General features: G+C 68.5%; 17 protein-coding genes. 5 read left to right on the top strand and 12 right to left on the bottom strand.

From position 1 onward, the window contains the following. Nucleotides 1-5: 5 nt before the first annotated feature. Nucleotides 6-980 (bottom strand): zinc-binding dehydrogenase, encoded by a 975-nt coding sequence (locus ACIA58_RS10575; RefSeq protein WP_396403374.1) that lies wholly within the window; start codon nt 978-980, stop codon nt 6-8. Nucleotides 981-1,075: 95 nt separating this feature from the next. On the opposite strand from ACIA58_RS10575, the gene ACIA58_RS10570 reads away from it, so the two are divergent. Further along, entirely contained in the window at nt 1,076-2,293 is a 1,218-nt protein-coding gene (locus tag ACIA58_RS10570; RefSeq protein ID WP_396403373.1) for an ROK family protein, read from the top strand. Between the two features lie 361 nt (nt 2,294-2,654). Here ACIA58_RS10570 and ACIA58_RS10565 read toward each other — a convergent pair whose 3' ends face one another. The 6 genes from ACIA58_RS10565 to ACIA58_RS10540 are packed head-to-tail and all read right to left on the bottom strand — an operon-like array spanning nt 2,655 to nt 8,830. Continuing rightward, on the bottom strand, nt 2,655-3,992 hold the full coding sequence (locus ACIA58_RS10565) for a GH1 family beta-glucosidase (RefSeq protein WP_396403372.1): 1,338 nt from the start codon (nt 3,990-3,992) through the stop codon (nt 2,655-2,657). Further along, nucleotides 3,989-4,930: an aldo/keto reductase gene (locus ACIA58_RS10560; protein ID WP_396403371.1), complete on the bottom strand. Its 942-nt coding sequence runs from the start codon at nt 4,928-4,930 to the stop codon at nt 3,989-3,991. The genes ACIA58_RS10565 and ACIA58_RS10560 overlap by 4 nt, the downstream gene beginning before the upstream one ends. After that, complete coding sequence (locus ACIA58_RS10555; protein ID WP_396403370.1) at nt 4,927-5,703, bottom strand: VOC family protein; 777 nt, start codon at nt 5,701-5,703, stop codon at nt 4,927-4,929. The genes ACIA58_RS10560 and ACIA58_RS10555 overlap by 4 nt, the downstream gene beginning before the upstream one ends. A 40-nt stretch (nt 5,704-5,743) precedes the next feature. After that, the gene (locus tag ACIA58_RS10550; RefSeq protein ID WP_396403369.1) at nt 5,744-6,565 is read right to left on the bottom strand and encodes a carbohydrate ABC transporter permease; all 822 of its coding nucleotides are present in this window, start codon (nt 6,563-6,565) and stop codon (nt 5,744-5,746) included. After that, nucleotides 6,562-7,524, bottom strand: coding sequence for a carbohydrate ABC transporter permease (locus tag ACIA58_RS10545; RefSeq protein ID WP_396403368.1), 963 nt, complete (start codon nt 7,522-7,524; stop codon nt 6,562-6,564). The genes ACIA58_RS10550 and ACIA58_RS10545 overlap by 4 nt, the downstream gene beginning before the upstream one ends. Nucleotides 7,525-7,528: 4 nt before the next feature. Further along, nucleotides 7,529-8,830, bottom strand: coding sequence for an ABC transporter substrate-binding protein (locus ACIA58_RS10540; RefSeq protein ID WP_396403367.1), 1,302 nt, complete (start codon nt 8,828-8,830; stop codon nt 7,529-7,531). A 165-nt stretch (nt 8,831-8,995) separates the two neighbouring features. Between ACIA58_RS10540 and zapE the strand changes: the two genes are divergently transcribed. From zapE to ACIA58_RS10525, 3 genes are read left to right on the top strand one after another with little or no spacing between them, the layout of a single operon-like run. Then, nucleotides 8,996-10,006 (top strand): cell division protein ZapE, encoded by a 1,011-nt coding sequence (gene zapE / locus ACIA58_RS10535; RefSeq protein WP_396403366.1) that lies wholly within the window; start codon nt 8,996-8,998, stop codon nt 10,004-10,006. Nucleotides 10,007-10,031: 25 nt separating this feature from the next. Beyond that, nucleotides 10,032-10,691, top strand: a complete 660-nt coding sequence (locus ACIA58_RS10530; RefSeq protein ID WP_396403365.1) for a hypothetical protein — start codon at nt 10,032-10,034, stop codon at nt 10,689-10,691. Between the two features lie 14 nt (nt 10,692-10,705). Next, nucleotides 10,706-11,575, top strand: coding sequence for a polyphosphate kinase 2 family protein (locus ACIA58_RS10525; RefSeq protein ID WP_396403364.1), 870 nt, complete (start codon nt 10,706-10,708; stop codon nt 11,573-11,575). A 4-nt stretch (nt 11,576-11,579) separates the two neighbouring features. Here the strand turns inward: ACIA58_RS10525 and ACIA58_RS10520 are convergent, their stop codons facing one another. Both ACIA58_RS10520 and ACIA58_RS10515 read right to left on the bottom strand, forming a co-directional pair. Continuing rightward, nucleotides 11,580-12,677, bottom strand: coding sequence for a Clp protease N-terminal domain-containing protein (locus tag ACIA58_RS10520; protein ID WP_396403363.1), 1,098 nt, complete (start codon nt 12,675-12,677; stop codon nt 11,580-11,582). Beyond that, nucleotides 12,677-12,904: a ribbon-helix-helix protein, CopG family gene (locus ACIA58_RS10515; RefSeq protein WP_396403362.1), complete on the bottom strand. Its 228-nt coding sequence runs from the start codon at nt 12,902-12,904 to the stop codon at nt 12,677-12,679. The genes ACIA58_RS10520 and ACIA58_RS10515 overlap by 1 nt, the downstream gene beginning before the upstream one ends. 52 nt (nt 12,905-12,956) lie before the next feature. On the opposite strand from ACIA58_RS10515, the gene solA reads away from it, so the two are divergent. Further along, nucleotides 12,957-14,081, top strand: a complete 1,125-nt coding sequence (solA, locus tag ACIA58_RS10510) for an N-methyl-L-tryptophan oxidase (protein ID WP_396403361.1) — start codon at nt 12,957-12,959, stop codon at nt 14,079-14,081. Here solA and ACIA58_RS10505 read toward each other — a convergent pair. The 3 genes from ACIA58_RS10505 to cysD are packed head-to-tail and all read right to left on the bottom strand — an operon-like array spanning nt 14,078 to nt 17,075. After that, entirely contained in the window at nt 14,078-14,872 is a 795-nt protein-coding gene (locus ACIA58_RS10505) for a sirohydrochlorin chelatase (RefSeq protein WP_396403360.1), read from the bottom strand. The two genes, solA and ACIA58_RS10505, sit on opposite strands and share 4 nt — an antisense overlap. Then, nucleotides 14,869-16,155, bottom strand: coding sequence for a sulfate adenylyltransferase subunit 1 (locus ACIA58_RS10500; RefSeq protein WP_396403359.1), 1,287 nt, complete (start codon nt 16,153-16,155; stop codon nt 14,869-14,871). Before ACIA58_RS10500 ends, ACIA58_RS10505 begins: the two co-directional genes overlap by 4 nt. Beyond that, nucleotides 16,155-17,075, bottom strand: a complete 921-nt coding sequence (gene cysD, locus ACIA58_RS10495; RefSeq protein ID WP_396403358.1) for a sulfate adenylyltransferase subunit CysD — start codon at nt 17,073-17,075, stop codon at nt 16,155-16,157. The genes ACIA58_RS10500 and cysD overlap by 1 nt, the downstream gene beginning before the upstream one ends. Nucleotide 17,076: the final 1 nt, after the last annotated feature.

Raw genomic sequence — 17,076 nt, 5'->3', positions numbered from 1 at the left:
CCGTCTCAGGGGATGAGGACGACCTTTCCCGTGGTTGCGCGCTCCTCGAGGGCTCGGTGAGCAACTGCTGCTTCGGAGAGTGGAAAGGTCGTCGTGAGTGCCTTCCAGCGACCCGAGATGGTCTCCTCGAGGGCTGCGGACTCGAGCTCGCGTAGCTGGCGGGCGAGCTTGGCGCCGATGGCCCACCCGGCGGTCAGGCCGCGCGCCATCAGGTCCTCGTGGGTGAACGTGATCGGCCCGCCACCCGACCAGCCGAACATCAGCACCCGCCCGCCGGCCCCGAGCAGCTCGAACGCCGACTGACCGTTCGCCCCGCCGACCCCGTCGAACAGCACCGAGATCTCCCGCTCACCCAGCTCGCCCTTCAACGTCGAGACCCACTCGGGATCCCGGTAGTCGATCGCGTACTGCGCGCCGAGCGACCGCACGAGCTCGACCTTCGCCGGGCCACCTGCGAGCCCGACCACCGTCGCTCCGGCGTTCCGCGCGGCCTGGACGAGATAGCTACCGATACCGCCCGCCGCCGCGGTGACCAGTACGACGTCGTCCGCCGTCAGATGCGCCTGCCGAAGGATGCCCGCGGTCGTCCGTCCGGTACCGATCGCCGCGACCGCCTGCGCCGCGTCCACGTGGTCGGGAAGTTCGTAGAGCGACTCGACCTTCGCCACCGCACGTTCGGCGTACCCACCTGGCACCATGCCCAGATGCACCACGATCCGCTTGCCGATCCAGGATGCGTCCACGTCCGGGCCGGCCGCGCTCACCCGGCCGGCGACCTCGCGCCCGGGGATCGTCGGCAACTCCGGCACCGGGATCGGGCTGCCACCCGTCGTACCCGCCCGGATCATCGTGTCGACCAGATGGACCCCGGCCGCCTCCACGTCCACGAGCACCGTCCCGGCTCCGGGGACCGGATCCGGCACCTCCTCGAGGACGAGATTCTCGGCCGGTCCGAACGCATGCAGTCTGATCGCCTTCATGCCTGGCAACGCTAGAACCTCAACGTTGCTTGAGGTCAACCACTGCCACTTCCTTACGTTGTGTACTAAAGTTCGCTCCGAGGGAGGGTGACGTGGTGAAGATTCTGAGAGGTGCGACCGCGCAGGAGACCCACAGCGCGATCCTGGACCTGATCCGCTCCAGCGGCACGGTCACCCGCGTCGACCTCGCCGATCGGTCCGGCCTCACCGGCGCGTCGATCTCCCGCGTGGTCAAGCGGTTACTCGCCGACGGCCTGATCATCGAGACCGGGTACGGCGACCCGACCGGCGGGAAACGCGCCACGCTGCTGCAGTTCAACCCGCGCGCCCGGCACGCGATCGGTATCGCGGTGGACACGCCGAGCACGACGTACGTCGTCACCGACATGAGCGGCCGCGTGATCGAGCAGGTGTCGTCGCGGGGCATCGGGAAGGATGCTCCGAGGACCGCGGTGCAGCGGATCACGGCCGAGCTCGAGGATCTGATCGTGAAGGCGGAGATCGAGCCGTCGACGCTGGTCGGCGTCGGGGTGGCGCTAGCGGGACGGCAGGGGCGGGGCGGGACGCGGCTGCTGCGGACGGACTCGGAGAAGTACGCGTGGGAGCCGTTCGCGGTGCGGGACACGCTGAAGGACGCGATCGACCACCCGATCGTCGTGGAGAACGACTCCACCTGTGCGGCGATCGGGGAGTTCTGGGCCGGGAAGATCCCGTCGGTGAACGACTTCGCCACTGTCTACATGGCGGCCGGCTTCGGGCTGGGTCTGGTGACGAACGGCGACGTGTACCGCGGCTCGTCGTCCAACGTCGGCGAGATCGGCCACATGGTCCTCGACGTGAACGGGCCGATGTGCTGGTGCGGCGGACAGGGCTGCCTGGAGAGCCTGGCCGCGCCCGCCGCGGTCGTCGCGCGCGCCGGCCAGGACGAGTCGCTGGCCGACAAGCTCGGCCTCCGCGGCCGGCGGCTCTCCACCCGCTCCGACTTCGCCAAGATCGCGCGCCTGGCCGCCGCCGGAGACCCGCGCTGCGTCGAGCTGATCGAGGAGTCGGCCACCTACCTGGCCAAGGCCCTGCTCTCGATCACCAACCTGCTCGACCTCAACCAGATCATCCTCGCCGGCCCCGGCTTCAGCGAGGCCGGCGACATCTACGTCCGCGTAGCCGCGACCGAACTCAACCGCCTCTCGTTCGTCCGCGCCATGCACCCCACCCGCGTAGAACTCTCCAAACTAGGCCCCAGCGCCGCCGCCCTCGGCGCCGCCTCCCTGGTCCTCCACACCCAACTAACCCCACACCAGAACACCCGCACCTAACCACCCCGACCCCGCTCCTAACCACCCCGAGCCCGCGCCAAGCCACCCCGAGCCCGCGCCAAGCCACCCCGAGCCGCGCCAAGCCACCCAGCACCGGCCGGGCACGCGAGTGGTTATCCCCTCGCGTTGTGGGTTCTGCCTAGTTGTAAGGGCAGAGAACCGGCAATCCGAGGGGATAACCACTCGAATGCGCGAGGTTGGGCCTGCCTGCGCGCACCTTGCCTCTGGCGGTGTCCGTGCCCGGGGTGAGCGGATCGCCAGGCCATCACAAGTGCGGAGGTGGGGCGGCCGTCCGGTGTGGGGGCGACCGGGCGGGGGATTGTGATGGCCTGGGCATCCGGATGCGGCGTCAGCCTTCCGCCTATTGGCTGAGGTGGTCCTTGAGCCAGTGGGCGCTCTTCTTGAGGGTGCGGGTCTGGGTTTTGTAGTCGACGTGGACGATGCCGAAGCGGCGGCTGTAGCCCCAGGCCCATTCGTAGTTGTCCATCAGGGACCACACGAAGTAGCCCTTGAGGGGGAAGCCTTCGGAGACCAGGTCCTCGCAGACGGCGATGTGCTGCTTGAGGTAGTCGAGGCGCTCGTCGTCCTCGATCGCTCCGTCGGCGGTGTCGGGGTCGGGGTACGCCGCGCCGTTCTCGGTCACGTACAGCGGCAGTTCGGGTGCGAGCTTGTTGATCGTGACGAGGATGTCGCGCAGGCCGGTGGCCTGGATCGGCCAGCCCATCTGGGTGCGGGGGAGACCGGTGTCCACGGCAACGACGTTCTCACTGCCCGGCTGCGTGGACGGGACCGGCGACGAGATCGGCCCGTCCGGCGCCGCGACCGTCGTCGGGCAGTAGTAGTTCACGCCGATGAAGTCCAGCGGCGCCGCGATCAACGGCAGATCCGCTTCCTGCGCGGCGAACCACGAGGTCATCCCGGTGTCTTCCAGCACATCCGCCGGATAGCGCCCGGACAACAGCGGCTCCAGAAACATCCGGTTCCGCAGCCCGTCCACCCGGCGAGCGGCATCACGGTCGGCAGGGGAGTCGGTCGCGGCGTGGATCGGCGCCGGGTTGAGCGCGATCCCGTACGACGAACCCTCCGAGCGGATCGCGTCCAGCGTCAGTCCATGACCGAGCAGCAAGTGGTGCACTGCCTTCAGAGCATCCGCGCCCTCGGTGCGACCCGGCGCATGCTCACCGTTGCCGTAGCCGAGGAACGCCGAGCACCACGGCTCGTTCAGCGTCATCCAATGCTTGATGACGTCGGACAGCGCGTCGTGCGTCACCGCCACATAGTCGCGGAAGCGCTCGGCCGTGTCGCGGACCAGCCACCCGCCCGCGTCCTCCAGCGGCTGCGGCAGGTCCCAGTGGTAGAGCGTCGCGTACGGAGTGACGCCGTTCTCCAGGCACGCCTCGGCCAGCCGCCGGTAGAAGTCCAGCCCCGCCGCGTTCGTAGCGCCCGATCCACCCGGCACGATCCGCGGCCACGCGATCGAGAAGCGGTACGCGTTCAGTCCGAGGCCGGCCAGCATCCGGATGTCCTCGGCGAACCGGTGGTAGTGGTCGTCGGCCACGTCGCCGTTCGTGCCGTCCGCGATCTTGCCCGGGGTGCGGGCGAACGTGTCCCAGATGCTCGGACCGCGCCCGTCCGCGGAGACCGCCCCCTCGACCTGGTACGACGCGGTCGCCGTACCCCAGGTGAATCCGCTCGTCACGTCGTCTCCTTCTCAACCCAGTACTGCCCGTCCGGAAGTAGGCTACCTAACCGGTTAAGCAGCTCGTCGGGGAGGTCCACCGACAACGCCTCCTGCAGCGCGTCGACGCGGGCCGGCTTGGTGATCCCGACGACTGTGCCGGCGATCCCCGCATCGTCCACCGAGTGCCGCAGCGCCGCGGTCGCGAGGTCGACGCCGTACTCCTGGCACGCCTTCTCCATCTGAGCCACCGCGTCCAGGACAGCCGGCGCAGCCTCCCGATAGGCGTACTTCGTAGCGCCGGCCGGGTTCGCGAGAATGCCGCCGCCGTAGACCGCCGCGTTCACCACCGCGATGCCTTCGGAACGAGCCCGCTGAAAGACACCGAGAGCCGAGTGATCCACCAGGCTCCACCGGTTGTGCACGAGCAGTACCTCGAACCCACCAAGATCCAGATAGCGAGCGAGCTCCCGCGTGTCCCCGCCCGCCAGCCCGACATGCCCGATCTCCCCGTCGGCCCGCATCTGCATCAAGGTGTCGACCGCGTCCCGCATCGAGCCGAAGTCGTGGAACTCGGGATCGTGCAGATACACCAGCGGCAGCTCGTCCAGCCCGAGCCGTTCCTTGCTCTCGGCAACACTCGCCCGGACCCGTGCGCCCGAGTAGTCGCCGTCGCGGGCATCGACCTTGGTCGCGACCAGGAATCCGTCCGGCAACCCGCCGTGCTCCTTGATGGCAAGTCCGATCCGCCGCTCGCTCTCGCCGTCGCTGTACCCGTTCGAGGTGTCGATCCAGGTCAGCGGACCGTCGAACACGCGCAGGACGAGGTCGATCGCCTCTTGCTGGGTCACGTCGTACCCGAACACCGCGGGCATGCTCCCGAGGCCGCTCCCGCCGGCGCAAACGGCGGAGACGGTGAGGCCGGTGGAACCGAGGGGACGCAGCCAGTTCTCTGTCATGCCTCGGAGCCTACGGCGAAGGCGAACCCGTCGCTGTCGACGTACACCTTGGTCCCGTCCGGAGCGGTCCGCGCGGGCAGGTCCGGCGGGTCGCCAGCGAGTTCGGCGTACGCGAATCCGGCGACGTCGAGCTGCGGATCGCGGGAGCTCTTGTCCACGTCGTACGTGAACACCTCGAGGACGGTGTCGCCGCCCTTCAGGTAGCCGATGTGGAAGCCGCGCTTGTCGTGCGGCTGCTCGATCGTGCCGATGAACGAGAAGCCGTAGTTCCGGTCGTAGTACGCGCTGGTGGCCTCGCGATCCTCGATCGTCACCGCCACATGGTCGAACCGGGGCCGCGACGGTACGCCGAGCGCCCGCTCCCGCGCGACACCCTCCGCGTCCAGGATCTCGGCGTACTGCAGGTCGCCCTGGATCATCTCCAGCAGCGTGCCGTCGGGGTCGTAGAAGAAGCAGATCCGGACCTTGCCCTCGGCATCGAGCGGATCCAGCTTGAACTCGACGCCGCCGTCCTTGAGTACTGCGGCCCGCTCGTCCAGCCGGTCGACCTTGAAGCCGATGTGTCGGAACCCCTTCTGCAGATCGTCCGGCGACCACGTGCTCTGCTCCCGGCCGTTGCCCACGGCCCGTAACTCGATCGTCGCGGTGACGGCGTCCAGCACGGCGCGCTCCGGCGTCGCCTCGCCGGCGACGGACAGCTCGAGGAACCTGGTGTAGAACTCGACCGAGCGGGCGACATCGGTGCAGTTGACCACGACGTTCTTGATCGGCATACGACCTCTTTCGAAGGAGTGAGTGTCCCGGGAGCGGACACTAGTTCTTGACGGCGCCGAGCATCATCCCGGCGACGAACTGCCGCTGCATCCGGACGTAGACGATCACGACCGGTACGACGGACAGCGTGAGGCCGGCGGTGAGGGCCGGCCAGTTCGTGGAGTACTGGCCCATCAGCGTGAACAGCACCGGCTGCAGGGGAAGTGCGTCGGTGTTCCGCAGGACGGTGTTGGCGATCAGGAACTCGTTCCAGGTCGACAGGAACTGGAAGATCACCACGGTTGCGATCCCGGGCCGGGTCAGTGGCAGGATCACCCGCCGGAAGATGGTCAGCTCGCTGCCGCCGTCCACCCGGGCGGCCTCGATCAGCTCGTCCGGCAGGGTCTGGAAGAAGGCCCGCATCAGGAACATCGCGAACGGCGCCGACCCGGAGATGTACAGCACGAGCAGCCCGGCCTGGCTGTCGAGCAGTCCGAGGGACTTGAGCTCGAGGTACAGCGGGATGATCAGCGCCGTCGACGGCATCATCAGCGTGGTCAGCAGCAGGACGAAGAGCGTGTTCCGGAACGGGAAGTCCAGCTTCGCGAAGGCATAGCCGCTGAGCGTGGCGAAGATCAGCACCCCGATCACGGTGACCGACGTGATCCAGACGCTGTTCCAGAAATGCAGCGGGAAGTCGATCGACGTCCACGCGTCCTTGTAGGCGACGACGGTGAACTTCCGCGGGATGATCGGCCCGTTGAAGATCGTGTTCTGCGCGCGCAGCGAGGTCAGCAGCATCCACACGAACGGGAACGCCATCAATAGGCAGAACGGCAGCAGCACGAACGTCGCGAACGATTTGCCGAGCCAGCGATTCATCGATCCGCCCTCCGCGTCAGCCAGAGCTGTGCGATCACCGCGAGCGTGCAGAGCACCATCGTCACCACGCTGAACGCGCTCGCGTACCCGAGCTGCGGGATCGAGCCGGACGTCGAACCGAACGCCAGCGAGTACAAGTACGTGCCGAGTACTTCGCTGCCGTGGTTCGGCCCGCCGCCCGTCATCACGAAGATCACGTCGAAGGCCTTGAACCCGTTGAGCAGGCCGAGGCTGACGATCAGTCCGGTGACGATCCGCAGGCTCGGCACGGTGATGTGGCGGAACTGCTGGACCGTGTTGGCGCCGTCCATGGCCGCGGCCTCGTACAGGTTCGGGTCGATGCTCTGCAGACCGGCGAAGTAGATCAGCATGTTGAACCCGAGCCCGCCCCAGACCGTCACCACGACGATCGCCGGCAGCACGGTCTTGTGATCAGCCAGCCACGGATGCTGCAGGCTGTCCAGACCGATTGCCCCGAGCAACCGGTTGAGCGTGCCGATGTTGGGGTCGTAGATCAGCTTCCACAGCACCGCCGAGACGACGAACGACACGATCCCCGGGATGAACAGGATGGTCCGGACGACGACGCCGACCTTCGACCAGATCACGTTCACCAGCACCGCGGTGACGAGTCCGAGGAAGGTCAGGATCGCGGTCGTCACCCCGGTCAGCACCAGCGTCACGATCAGCGCCCGGCGCGCCACCGGGTCGTGCAGCATCCGGCTGTAGTTGTCGAAGTGCACGAACCGCGGCGACCCGAACCCGCCCCACGAGGTCAGGCTCAGGTACGCCGTGTAGAGGATCGGCCACAGCACGAACGCCAGGAACAGCGCGAACGTCGGCCCGATGAACAGGTAGCCGGCGAGCCGTTGCGACCGTCGCAACGGCGATCCGAACCGGTACGACGTTCGCCCGGCGGACCGTCGTACGACGTCTTGCCGGGAGAGCGTTTCCACCATCCGATCAGCCGCCCTTGGCGTTCTGGACCGCCTGCTGCATCGCCTTCGCGACCGCGGTCGGCTCGCCGGTGCCGTCGAAGATCTTCGCCAGCGGATCGCCCGCCGCCACCGAGCCCGGCCCGAACGGGATGTGCGGGCAGCCGTCGCCGTCGAGCAGCCAGGACGTCATCTGCTTCATGATCGGCAGCTCGATCCGGGCCGCGGCGCTCTTGGTGGCCGGCATCGAGTTCGAATCGTTCATGGTGGGGGAGTACTGCTCGGCGGAGTACATGAACTTCAGAAACTCCAGCGCGGCGTCCTTGTTCTTGCTGTTCGCCGCGACCGCCCAGCCGGCGCCGGCCTGGTTCGCGGTCCAGTGCCGCTTGCCCGGCGCGATCGCCGGGGTCTTCATCACCTTGTAGAGCTTGTTGAACGCGGGCGTCGCGTCCTTGGTCAGACCCTGCGGCGTCCAGCTGCCGTTGAACAGCATCGCGGACTTCCCGGTGTAGAAGATCTGCGGCGCCTGGTCGCCGCTTGTGCCCGTCGTGCCGGGCTGGAAGACGCCACCCTTGACGATCTTCTGCTGCAGCTCGATCGCCTGGATCACCTTCGGATCCTCGTACGTCGCGCCGTCCTTGAGCTGGTCGAGCTTCAGGTAGTACGTCGGGTCGTCGGCCACCTGCGTGATCAGCGGCAGGAAGAAGTCGAGCGAACTGGTCGTCGGGTTGCAGCTGAGCGCCACCGGGAACTTGCCGGTGGCCTTGATCTTCGCGGCCGCCGCGATCAGGTCGTCCCAGGTCTCGATGCCGTCCTCCTCGACGCCGGCCTTCTTCAGCATGTCCGGGTTGTAGAAGATGCCGAACGTCTGCGCCATCCAGCCGACCGCGTACTGCTTGCCGTCCAGGGTGTACTCCTGGTTGGCCGAGTCGAAGAAGTCCTTGAGGAAGTCGTCGCCGAGCTCCTGCTTGAGGTCGGCGGAGATTCCACCGGTGCCGTACGTCAGCGCCCGGGTGTGCGGCGCGAAGATCTCCGGTACGTCGCCGCCTGCCACGGCGGCCTGGAGCGCCGGCAGGTACTGGTCCGGGGTGCCGAAGATCCGGTTCTCGATCTTGATGTTGCTGTGCGCGGCCTCGAACGCGCTGATCAGCTTCGGGAACTGGTCCTCCTGGTCGTTGTACCACGACCACATCCGGACCACGGCCTTCCCGCCGCTGGTTGTCCCGCCCCCGCTGTCACTGCCACCGCAGGCGGCCAGCGCGGATCCAAGGCCGAGCGCACCCACCGCCCCCTTGAGAACTGTCCGCCGCCGCACGTGCTGTTCGCCCATCGGAGACTCCTCATTGTTCGCCTACTCAACTTCCTAACTGAAAGTAAGAAAGCGGTCAAGGCCACAGCCGCATCGACTTTGAGCACGGGTCAACCGTTTCGGCGAGCCGCCGATGGTTGGTGGGTGCCCAAGGTGGGTCGGCAGGGCGGATTTAGGGTTGGGGGCATGGTGATCCGGTTGAGCGAGCGTTGGCCGGAGGTGAGCTCGGACCGGTTGCTGTCGGAGTGCGTGCCTCCGCCGCGGTTCGCCGACGTCCGGTTCAGCACCTACCGCCCGGATCCGGACGAGCCGTCGCAGTCCGAGGCGCTCGCCGCCCTCGCCGAGCGGTCGGCGAAGCTGGCTTTGCCCAGGCCGAGCCCGTCGGTCTGGGCGAGGTTCCGCCGCCGCTCCTCAGCTCCGGAAAAGCAGGGCGTCTACCTGGACGGCGGATTCGGTGTCGGCAAGACCCATCTCCTCGCCTCGCTGTGGCACGAGTCGGCCGGCCCGAAGATGTACTGCACGTTCGTCGAGCTGACCAACCTCGTCGGCGCGCTCGGCCTGCGCAGCGCGGTCGAGGCGCTGTCGTCGTACCGGCTGATCTGTATCGACGAGTTCGAGCTGGACGACCCCGGCGACACGATGCTGATCTCGCGGCTGATCGGTCAGCTGGTCGAGGCCGGTGCCGAGTTCGCGGCGACGTCGAACACGCTGCCGGACAAGCTCGGCGAAGGGCGCTTCCAGGCGGTCGACTTCCTCCGCGAGATCCAGGCGCTCGCCGCGCACTTCGACGTACGCCGGATCGACGGGCCGGACTATCGCCACCGTGGTCTGCCGGAGGCTCCCGAACCGCTGCCGGACGAGAAGGTCGAGACGGCTGCTGCTCAACGACCGGCGGCGTCCTGCGACCACTTCGTCGACCTGCACCGGCATCTGGCCGAGCTGCATCCGAGCAAGTACGGCGCTCTGCTCGACGGTGTGGAGACGGTCGCGATCACCGACGTACGACCGCTGACCGACGAGAACGTCGCGCTGCGGATGGTCGTGCTTGCTGACCGGATGTACGACCGGGACCTCCCGCTGCTGGCCGGCGGCGTACCGCTGGACCAGCTGTTCTCCGCGGAGATGCTCAAGGGCGGGTACCGGAAGAAGTACCTGCGGGCGCTCTCGCGGCTGATCGCGCTGGCTCGCGCCGCGTGATCCTGAGCCGTGCTTCCCTGGAGGGATGAGTCGACGCTCGCTCTCGCTGGTGCTGCTGGTCGTGGCTGTCGGGCTGCTGTTCGCCGGCGGGTTCGTCCAGTTCGACGACACGTCAGGCTTCGGTTCCTCGCAATGGATCTTGGCACTCGGAGGGCTGGCGCTCGTCCCGACGCTCGCGTCGGTCGTGGTTGCGTGGCCGGACCCGAAGGCGCGTTTGTGGACAGGTATCGCCCTGGCCGTCCTGACCGGCCTCCTGATCTGCGAGAGCATCCTGAACGACGGATTCCGGTTCATCTGGGGCCAGAGTGAGGGCGAGCTCGCCTTCTTGGAGTTTGCGACCGGCCTGGTTGCCTTCGTGCTGATCGCGAACGGCGTGCAACCGGCGCCGGGCAGTGAAACGACGGCGGGAGCAGACGCCGCCGCTCAGGCCGGACCGGGTAGGTGGCTGGTCCGTACGGCGGCCTACCTGTGCGGGACGATCGTCGTGGTGCTCGCCGCGATCGCCGCCGGAGCGGACTACTACACGAGGACCGAGTGCCCGGAAGAGGGCGATTGCCTGGCCGGGCTCGGCGGGTTCGTGTGGGGCGCGTTCGCCCTCCTTGCCTGCGGCGTGGCTGTGCTCGTGATCGAGATCGTGTTCTGGCGGCGTCGGCTGCGCAAAACCGCTGAACTCCGGGGTGGATGAGGCAGGATGTGGAGATGGCGAAGCAGAAAAAGGGCGAGAAGGCTGCTGCTGGGGGACTGCGGGAACAGTTGCGGGTGCCGGCCGGGCCGGTCGACCTGACGACGTACGACACACGTGCGACGCCGGGCTTCGACGGCTCCAAGGACGACGGCAAGGTCGCGCTGGAGGACCTCGGCGCGGAGGTCTCGGACTGGCAGGAGCGGCTGTTCGCCGAGGGGCGCAAGGAAGGCAACCGCAGCATCCTGCTGGTGCTGCAGGGCATGGACACCTCGGGCAAGGGCGGTGTGATCCGGCACGGTGCGGGGCTGATGGACCCGCAGGGCCTGAAGATCACCTCGTTCAAGGCGCCGACGCCGGCCGAGAAGCGGCGCGGGTTCCTCTGGCGGATCAAGCAGGCGCTGCCGGGGGAGGGGATGATCGGGATCTTCGACCGGTCGCACTACGAGGACGTCCTGATCGCGCGGGTGCGCAACCTCGTCCCGCCGAACGTGTGGGACCGGCGCTACGACCAGATCAACGACTTCGAGGCCGAGCTGGCCGCGAACGGCACGACGATCCTGAAGTGCTACCTGCACATCTCCGCGGATCAGCAGCGCGAGCGGCTGGCCGCGCGGCTCGACGACCCGACCAAGTACTGGAAGTACAACCCCGCCGACGTCGACGAGCGCAAGCTCTGGCCCGACTACATGGACGCCTACCACGCGGCGATCGAGCGCTGTAACACGTCCGAGGCACCCTGGTACGTCATCCCGAGCGACCGCAAGTGGTACCGCAACTGGGCCGTCACCACCATCCTGATGGAGACGCTCAAGGACCTGAACCCGGAGTGGCCGGTCCCCGACTTCGACGTCGAGAGGGAGAAGAAGCGCCTAGCGGCAACCTGACGCGTCAGCTGTCCGGGTCGATGTTGTGCCGGCGGAGCAGGTCGCGGAGATTGGCGACCTGCTCGTGCAGGCGTTCGTTCTCGTCGAGGACGGCGTTGAGCTCGTGGATCAGGTGGTGCCGCCGCCCGTACGTCGGCCACGAGGGGCCGGCGTCCTCGGTGAGCATGCCGGCGACGAGGGCCTCGGAGCGCTCCCGCCAGTTCATCCGCTCCTCGAGCTTGCGGCGTACCTGGTCGATGTCCTCGGCGAGTTTGGTGATGATCTGGCCGCCGACACCGTCGGCATCGTGCAGTACGCCGAGCAGCAGGTGCTCCGGGCGGACCTGCTCCGCGGCACGGGCCCGTGACTCGCTCCACGCGTACTCGAAGGTGCTCTTGGCCCGCGGCGTGAACGGGATCGACCCGCCGGCCGCGCCGCCCTTGCCGCGCCCGACGATCTCCACCACCAGGTCCCGGACGGCCGGAGCCGTGATCCCCAGCGCGGCCAGCACCCGGGCCGCGATGCTCTGACCCTCGACGATCACCCCGAGCAGCAGGTGCTCGGTCCCGACGTACACGTGGTCGAGGCCTCTGGCCTCCTCCTGCGCCAGGACGATGACCCGCCTGGCCGGATCGCTGAACTTCTCGTACATCGGAACTCCCCTCCACCATTCCTGCTCGACATCGAGCGTCAGCGTCTCCTCGCTGAGCAGCAGCTCGAGCCGCAGGTCGTCCTGCAGGTCCTCGGGCTTCACCGGCCGGTGTTCGAGCCGGCTGCGGATGAAGACCCCCGCCTCGCGATAGCTCGCCTCGCCGGCCGCGATCCGATCGAGCAGCTCGTCGACGTCCGCCACCGGCTCCAGCTGCAGCTCGGCCCGGTTCAGCGTGACGAACTGCAGCACCACCGCGACCGCCACCACCCGGTTCGCCCCGTCGAACGGCCGCGCCCGCACCAGCCCGGCCAGCAGCACGCCCGCCGACTCGGCCAGCCCGCCGGTCAGCCGGACGCTGTCGAGCACCCGCTCCACCGCGTTCAGGTCGGTCCGCAGTACGGCGTCCGCCGAGCTGCAGCGCAGCACCCGAGCCGCGACCGCGAGCACGTCGTACGGACCGAGGTAGCGCATCAGTCGTCGCTCCGGAGCCGGCGCAGCGACTCCTCGTGCCGGGTGAGGTTCTCCTCGAGCAGCCGGCTGAACCGGGTGTCCTGCCGCCGCTGGTCGACCAGTGCCGCGATCGCCTCCCGCGCCACGTCGGACACCGAGCGCCCCTCCACCGAGGCCACCGTCTGCAGCCGCTCGGCCAACTCGGGGTCGAGCCGCAGCAGGATGTTCTTGGTCGCGTCCTTCGCCATAGATATCAAGATATCACGCTATCGGCCCTCCGGATTGTGAAAGGGTTGAGCCATGCGGACGGATGTCGTGGTGGTGGGGCTGGGTGCGTTCGGGTCGGCGGCGTTGTGGCGGCTGGCGGCGCGTGGCGTGGACGTGGTCGGGATCGAGCGGCAGGGGATCGGGCATTCGTTCGGGTCGTCGCACGGGACGACGCGGTTGTTCCGGGTGGCGTGCATGGAGCACCCGGGGCTGACGGCGATCGCGCGGAAGTCGCTGGCCTTGTGGACCGAGTTGGGGGAGCGGACGGGTACGACGTACGTCCGGCAGACCGGTTCTCTCAACGTGGGCGCGGCGGAGAGCCGGCCGGTGACGGGCGCGCGGCAAGCGGCCGCGCAGGCGGGGGCGCCGACGACCGAGCTGACGCATGGCGAGCTGCGCGAGCGGTTCCCGCAGTACAACCTGGCGGCCGACGACGTCGCGGTCTGGGATCCAGGCGCTGGGATCTGTTACGCGGAGCCGACCGTGCGGGCGCAGGTGGCGGAGGCGCAGCGGTTGGGGGCGACGGTCTACCCGCACACGATGGTGACGGCGATCGAGGTCGGTCCGGACTCGGTGACGGTTCGGACGCCGACCACCAGCATCACCGCCGACCAGGTCGTCATCAGCGCCGGCGCCTGGCTGAGCAAGCTCGTGCCGACGGTGACGCTGTCACCGCGGCGTACGCCGTTGTTCTGGTTCCAGCCGAAGGACCCGGCGTCGGACGCGTTCCGGCTGGAGAACTTCCCGTCGTTCATCTGGGAGTTCGCCGACGGCCGGGGACTGTGGGGACACGGCTCCGACGAGGACTTCGGGGTGAAGGTCGGCCTCGACGGCGCCGAGCGCGACCGGGACGTCGACCCGGACGAGCTGGACCGCTACATCCACCCGCGCAAGGACATCGGCGAACTGTCCGCGGCGATCGCGACGGCCTTCCCCGAGCTTGACCCGGAGCCGGTCAAGCTGATGCCGTGCATGGTGACGGATTCGCTCGACGGGCAGTTCCTGGCCGGACGGTACGACGAGCGCGTGGTGATCGCCGGCGGGGACAGCGGACACGGGTTCAAGCACTGCGCCGGTCTGGGCGAGTTGCTGGCCCAGATCACGACGAAGGAGACGCCGTACGCCGACGTCTCCTTCGTTGACCCACTGCGCTTCTAAGCGGTGCGAACGAGCTCCGGGCGGGCGATGACCGGGCGCGGGGCGGGCTCGAGAGTGAGCAGATCGAGACCCGCCACGCCGTACCGCAGCAGGACCAGGCGAGCCACCTCGGCGCTCACCCCGAGCGTGGCCGACACCGCGACCGCGCCGGCGCGGCGAGAGGTCGACTCGGCGCGATCAGGGAGTACGCCGGGAGCCAGGAACAGCGATCCGACGGCGACGTGCCGGCGGCCCTCGAGGCGCCACTTGAGGACGGCCTCGGCCGGCGACGGTGACGCGGCGCAGACGAAGGCGGCCGTCACGGGGAGCTTGTGCCGCTGACCCCACAGCCGCGCGAGGCGGGTGACGCTCGCGTTGGCGTGCGAGTCGCTGGATCCGGCGCACGCCAGGACCAGCGCGTCCAGCTCGCGTACGCGCCCGTCCTTGAGCTCGGCCCGCATCCGCCGGTCGAGTACGTCGAGCAGCGTGTCGTCGTACCCGAGCACGTCGGAGGCGATGATCCGCAGGCCCGGGAACCGCGAACGCGCCTCGTCGACGACAGCCGGTACGTCGATCTTCGCGTGGTACGCCGACGACAGCAGCAGCGGGAGGACGACGACCTCCTCCACACCTTCGGCGGCGAGCTTGCCGATCACCTGGTACGGCGTGGGCGGGCAGTGGTCGAGGAAGGAGGCTTCGATCCGCAGGTCGACACGCGTCTCGCGCAGGCACTTCACGAGCGAGTGGACGGTGGCGGCCGAGCGCGGGTCGCGGCTGCCGTGGGCGAGGATCACGAGCGCTGGAGCAGTCACAGCAGTTCCCCTTCTTCGTCGTCGATCATGCCGGCCGCGAGCGTCCACCCGTCGTGGGCGTCGATCAGCAGGAACGATCCGGTGATGGTGTTGCTGGAGTACGGGTCGGCGGCCAGCGGTGCGGCGATCTTGAGTTGCACCTTGCCGATGTCGTTCAGTGCGAGCTCGGTGGCGTCGATGACTCCGAGCGTGTCGAGATCCAGCGCGCCGGTGATCTTGGTGACGATCGCCTGCGCGGTGGTCGTGGTGTGCTTGATCAGCACCCGGGCCCCGACGGTCAGTGGCCGGTCGGACAACCAGCTCACCGTGGCGGCCAGCTCCCGGCGGGTGCCGGGAGAAGCCTCCGCGGCCACGATCACCGAACCGCGGGCCACATCCAGATCGTCGGCGAGCCGGACCGTGACCGCCTCACCGGCGACCGCGGACGGCCGCTCGACCACGGCGGTCGAGGTCGGGGTGATCACCGCGCGGTCGATGCCGGCGACCGACGTACGGCGACCGGCCGGGAGCACGATCACCTGGTCGCCGACCGAAACGGTGCCGGAGGCAACGGTCCCGGTGTAGCCGCGGTAGTCGCGGTACTGGTCGTCGGTCTGCGGCCGGATCACGTACTGCACCGGGAACCGCAGCGGCTGCTGGGAGTTGTCGATCCGCCCGGTGGCGTTCTCCAGGTACTCGAGCAGCGTCGGGCCGTCGTACCAGTCCGTCGCGGCGGACTTCTCGACCACGTTGTCGCCGACGAGCGCGGAGACCGGGATGGCCTGGATGTCGGCGATGCCGAGCTGGTCGGCGACCTCGTTGACATCCTTGGCGATCTTGGTGAACCCGGCCTCGTCGTAGCCGACCAGGTCGATCTTGTTCACCGCGAGGACGACGTGCGGCACCCGGAGCAGCCCGGCCACGGCCAGATGCCGCCGGGTCTGCTCGAGTACGCCGTGCCGCGCGTCGACCAGGATGATCACCACATCCGCGGTCGAGGCGCCGGTCACGGTGTTGCGGGTGTACTGCACGTGCCCGGGGCAATCGGCCAGGATGAACGACCGCTTGTCGGTGGCGAAGTACCGGTAGGCGACGTCGATCGTGATGCCCTGCTCGCGCTCGGCCCGCAGGCCGTCGGTCAGCAGAGCGAAGTCGAAGTCGCCGCCGCGGGCCTCGGAGACCGTCTTCACGTGTGCGATCTGGTCGGCGAGGATCGCCTTGCAGTCGTGCAGCAGCCGTCCGACCAGCGTGGACTTGCCGTCGTCCACCGATCCGGCTGTTGCCAGACGCAACAGGGTGCTCATCAGAAGTACCCCTCTCGCTTACGGTCTTCCATCGCGGCCTCGCTGGCCCGGTCGTCGGCGCGGGTGGCGCCGCGCTCGGTGATCTCGCTGGCCGCGACCTCGATCACGACCTCGGCCGCCGTCGTCGCATCGCTCGCCACCGCTCCGGTGCAGGACATGTCACCGACGGTGCGGTAGCGAACGGTGCGCCCGGCAACGGTCTCGCCGTCGCGCGGCCGCGAGTACGGGCCGACGGCAAGCAACATGCCGTCGCGCTCGAACACGTCCCGCTCGTGCGCGTAGTAGATGCTCGGCAGCGGGATCTGCTCGCGCTCGATGTAGTGCCAGATGTCCAGCTCGGTCCAGTTGGACAGCGGGAAGACCCGCACGTGCTCACCCGGCCGGTGCTTGCCGTTGTACAGCGACCACAGCTCCGGGCGTTGGTTCCTCGGGTCCCACTGGCCGAACTCGTCGCGCAGGCTGAAGATCCGCTCCTTCGCCCGGGCGCGTTCCTCGTCTCGCCGGCCGCCGCCGAACACGGCGTCGAACCGGTGCTTGTTGATTGCGTCCAGCAACGGAATCGTCTGGAGCTGGTTCCGCGTCCCGTCGGTGCGCTCACGCAGCCGGCCGTCGGCGATGTATTCCTCGACCCGGGCCACCTCGAGCCGCAGACCCAGCTGCTCCACGGTGGCGTCGCGGTAGGCCAGCACCTCCGGGAAGTTGTGCCCGGTGTCGACGTGCAGCAACGTGAACGGCACGCCGGCCGGCGAGAACGCCTTCCGGGCCAGGTGCAGCATCACGATCGAGTCCTTGCCGCCGGAGAACAGGATCACCGGCCGCTCGAACTCCGCCGCCACCTCGCGGAACACGAAGATCGATTCGCTCTCCAGAGCATCGAGCTCGGTCACAGTTGTCTGGGATGAAGCAGTGGTCGTGGTCACG

Source organism: Kribbella sp. NPDC051586 (assembly GCF_044453965.1).
Classification (GTDB): domain Bacteria; phylum Actinomycetota; class Actinomycetes; order Propionibacteriales; family Kribbellaceae; genus Kribbella.
The sequence above is the reverse complement of the archived record's forward strand: the minus strand, read 5'-3'. Positions and strand labels throughout refer to the sequence as shown.

Bases quoted from the DNA above. Each gene is read 5' to 3' on its own strand.
- ACIA58_RS10515 (WP_396403362.1), bottom strand. From the start codon at position 12,904: ATGGCGAAGGACGCGACCAAGAACATCCTGCTGCGGCTCGACCCCGAG.
- ACIA58_RS10555 (WP_396403370.1), bottom strand. From the start codon at position 5,703: ATGCCGATCAAGAACGTCGTGGTCAACTGCACCGATGTCGCCCGCTCG.
- ACIA58_RS10575 (WP_396403374.1), bottom strand. From the start codon at position 980: ATGAAGGCGATCAGACTGCATGCGTTCGGACCGGCCGAGAATCTCGTC.
- zapE (WP_396403366.1), top strand. From the start codon at position 8,996: ATGGTGATCCGGTTGAGCGAGCGTTGGCCGGAGGTGAGCTCGGACCGG.
- ACIA58_RS10550 (WP_396403369.1), bottom strand. From the start codon at position 6,565: ATGAATCGCTGGCTCGGCAAATCGTTCGCGACGTTCGTGCTGCTGCCG.
- ACIA58_RS10530 (WP_396403365.1), top strand. From the start codon at position 10,032: ATGAGTCGACGCTCGCTCTCGCTGGTGCTGCTGGTCGTGGCTGTCGGG.
- ACIA58_RS10545 (WP_396403368.1), bottom strand. From the start codon at position 7,524: ATGGTGGAAACGCTCTCCCGGCAAGACGTCGTACGACGGTCCGCCGGG.
- ACIA58_RS10500 (WP_396403359.1), bottom strand. From the start codon at position 16,155: ATGAGCACCCTGTTGCGTCTGGCAACAGCCGGATCGGTGGACGACGGC.
- ACIA58_RS10520 (WP_396403363.1), bottom strand. From the start codon at position 12,677: ATGCGCTACCTCGGTCCGTACGACGTGCTCGCGGTCGCGGCTCGGGTG.
- ACIA58_RS10525 (WP_396403364.1), top strand. From the start codon at position 10,706: ATGGCGAAGCAGAAAAAGGGCGAGAAGGCTGCTGCTGGGGGACTGCGG.
- ACIA58_RS10560 (WP_396403371.1), bottom strand. From the start codon at position 4,930: ATGACAGAGAACTGGCTGCGTCCCCTCGGTTCCACCGGCCTCACCGTC.
- solA (WP_396403361.1), top strand. From the start codon at position 12,957: ATGCGGACGGATGTCGTGGTGGTGGGGCTGGGTGCGTTCGGGTCGGCG.
- ACIA58_RS10540 (WP_396403367.1), bottom strand. From the start codon at position 8,830: ATGGGCGAACAGCACGTGCGGCGGCGGACAGTTCTCAAGGGGGCGGTG.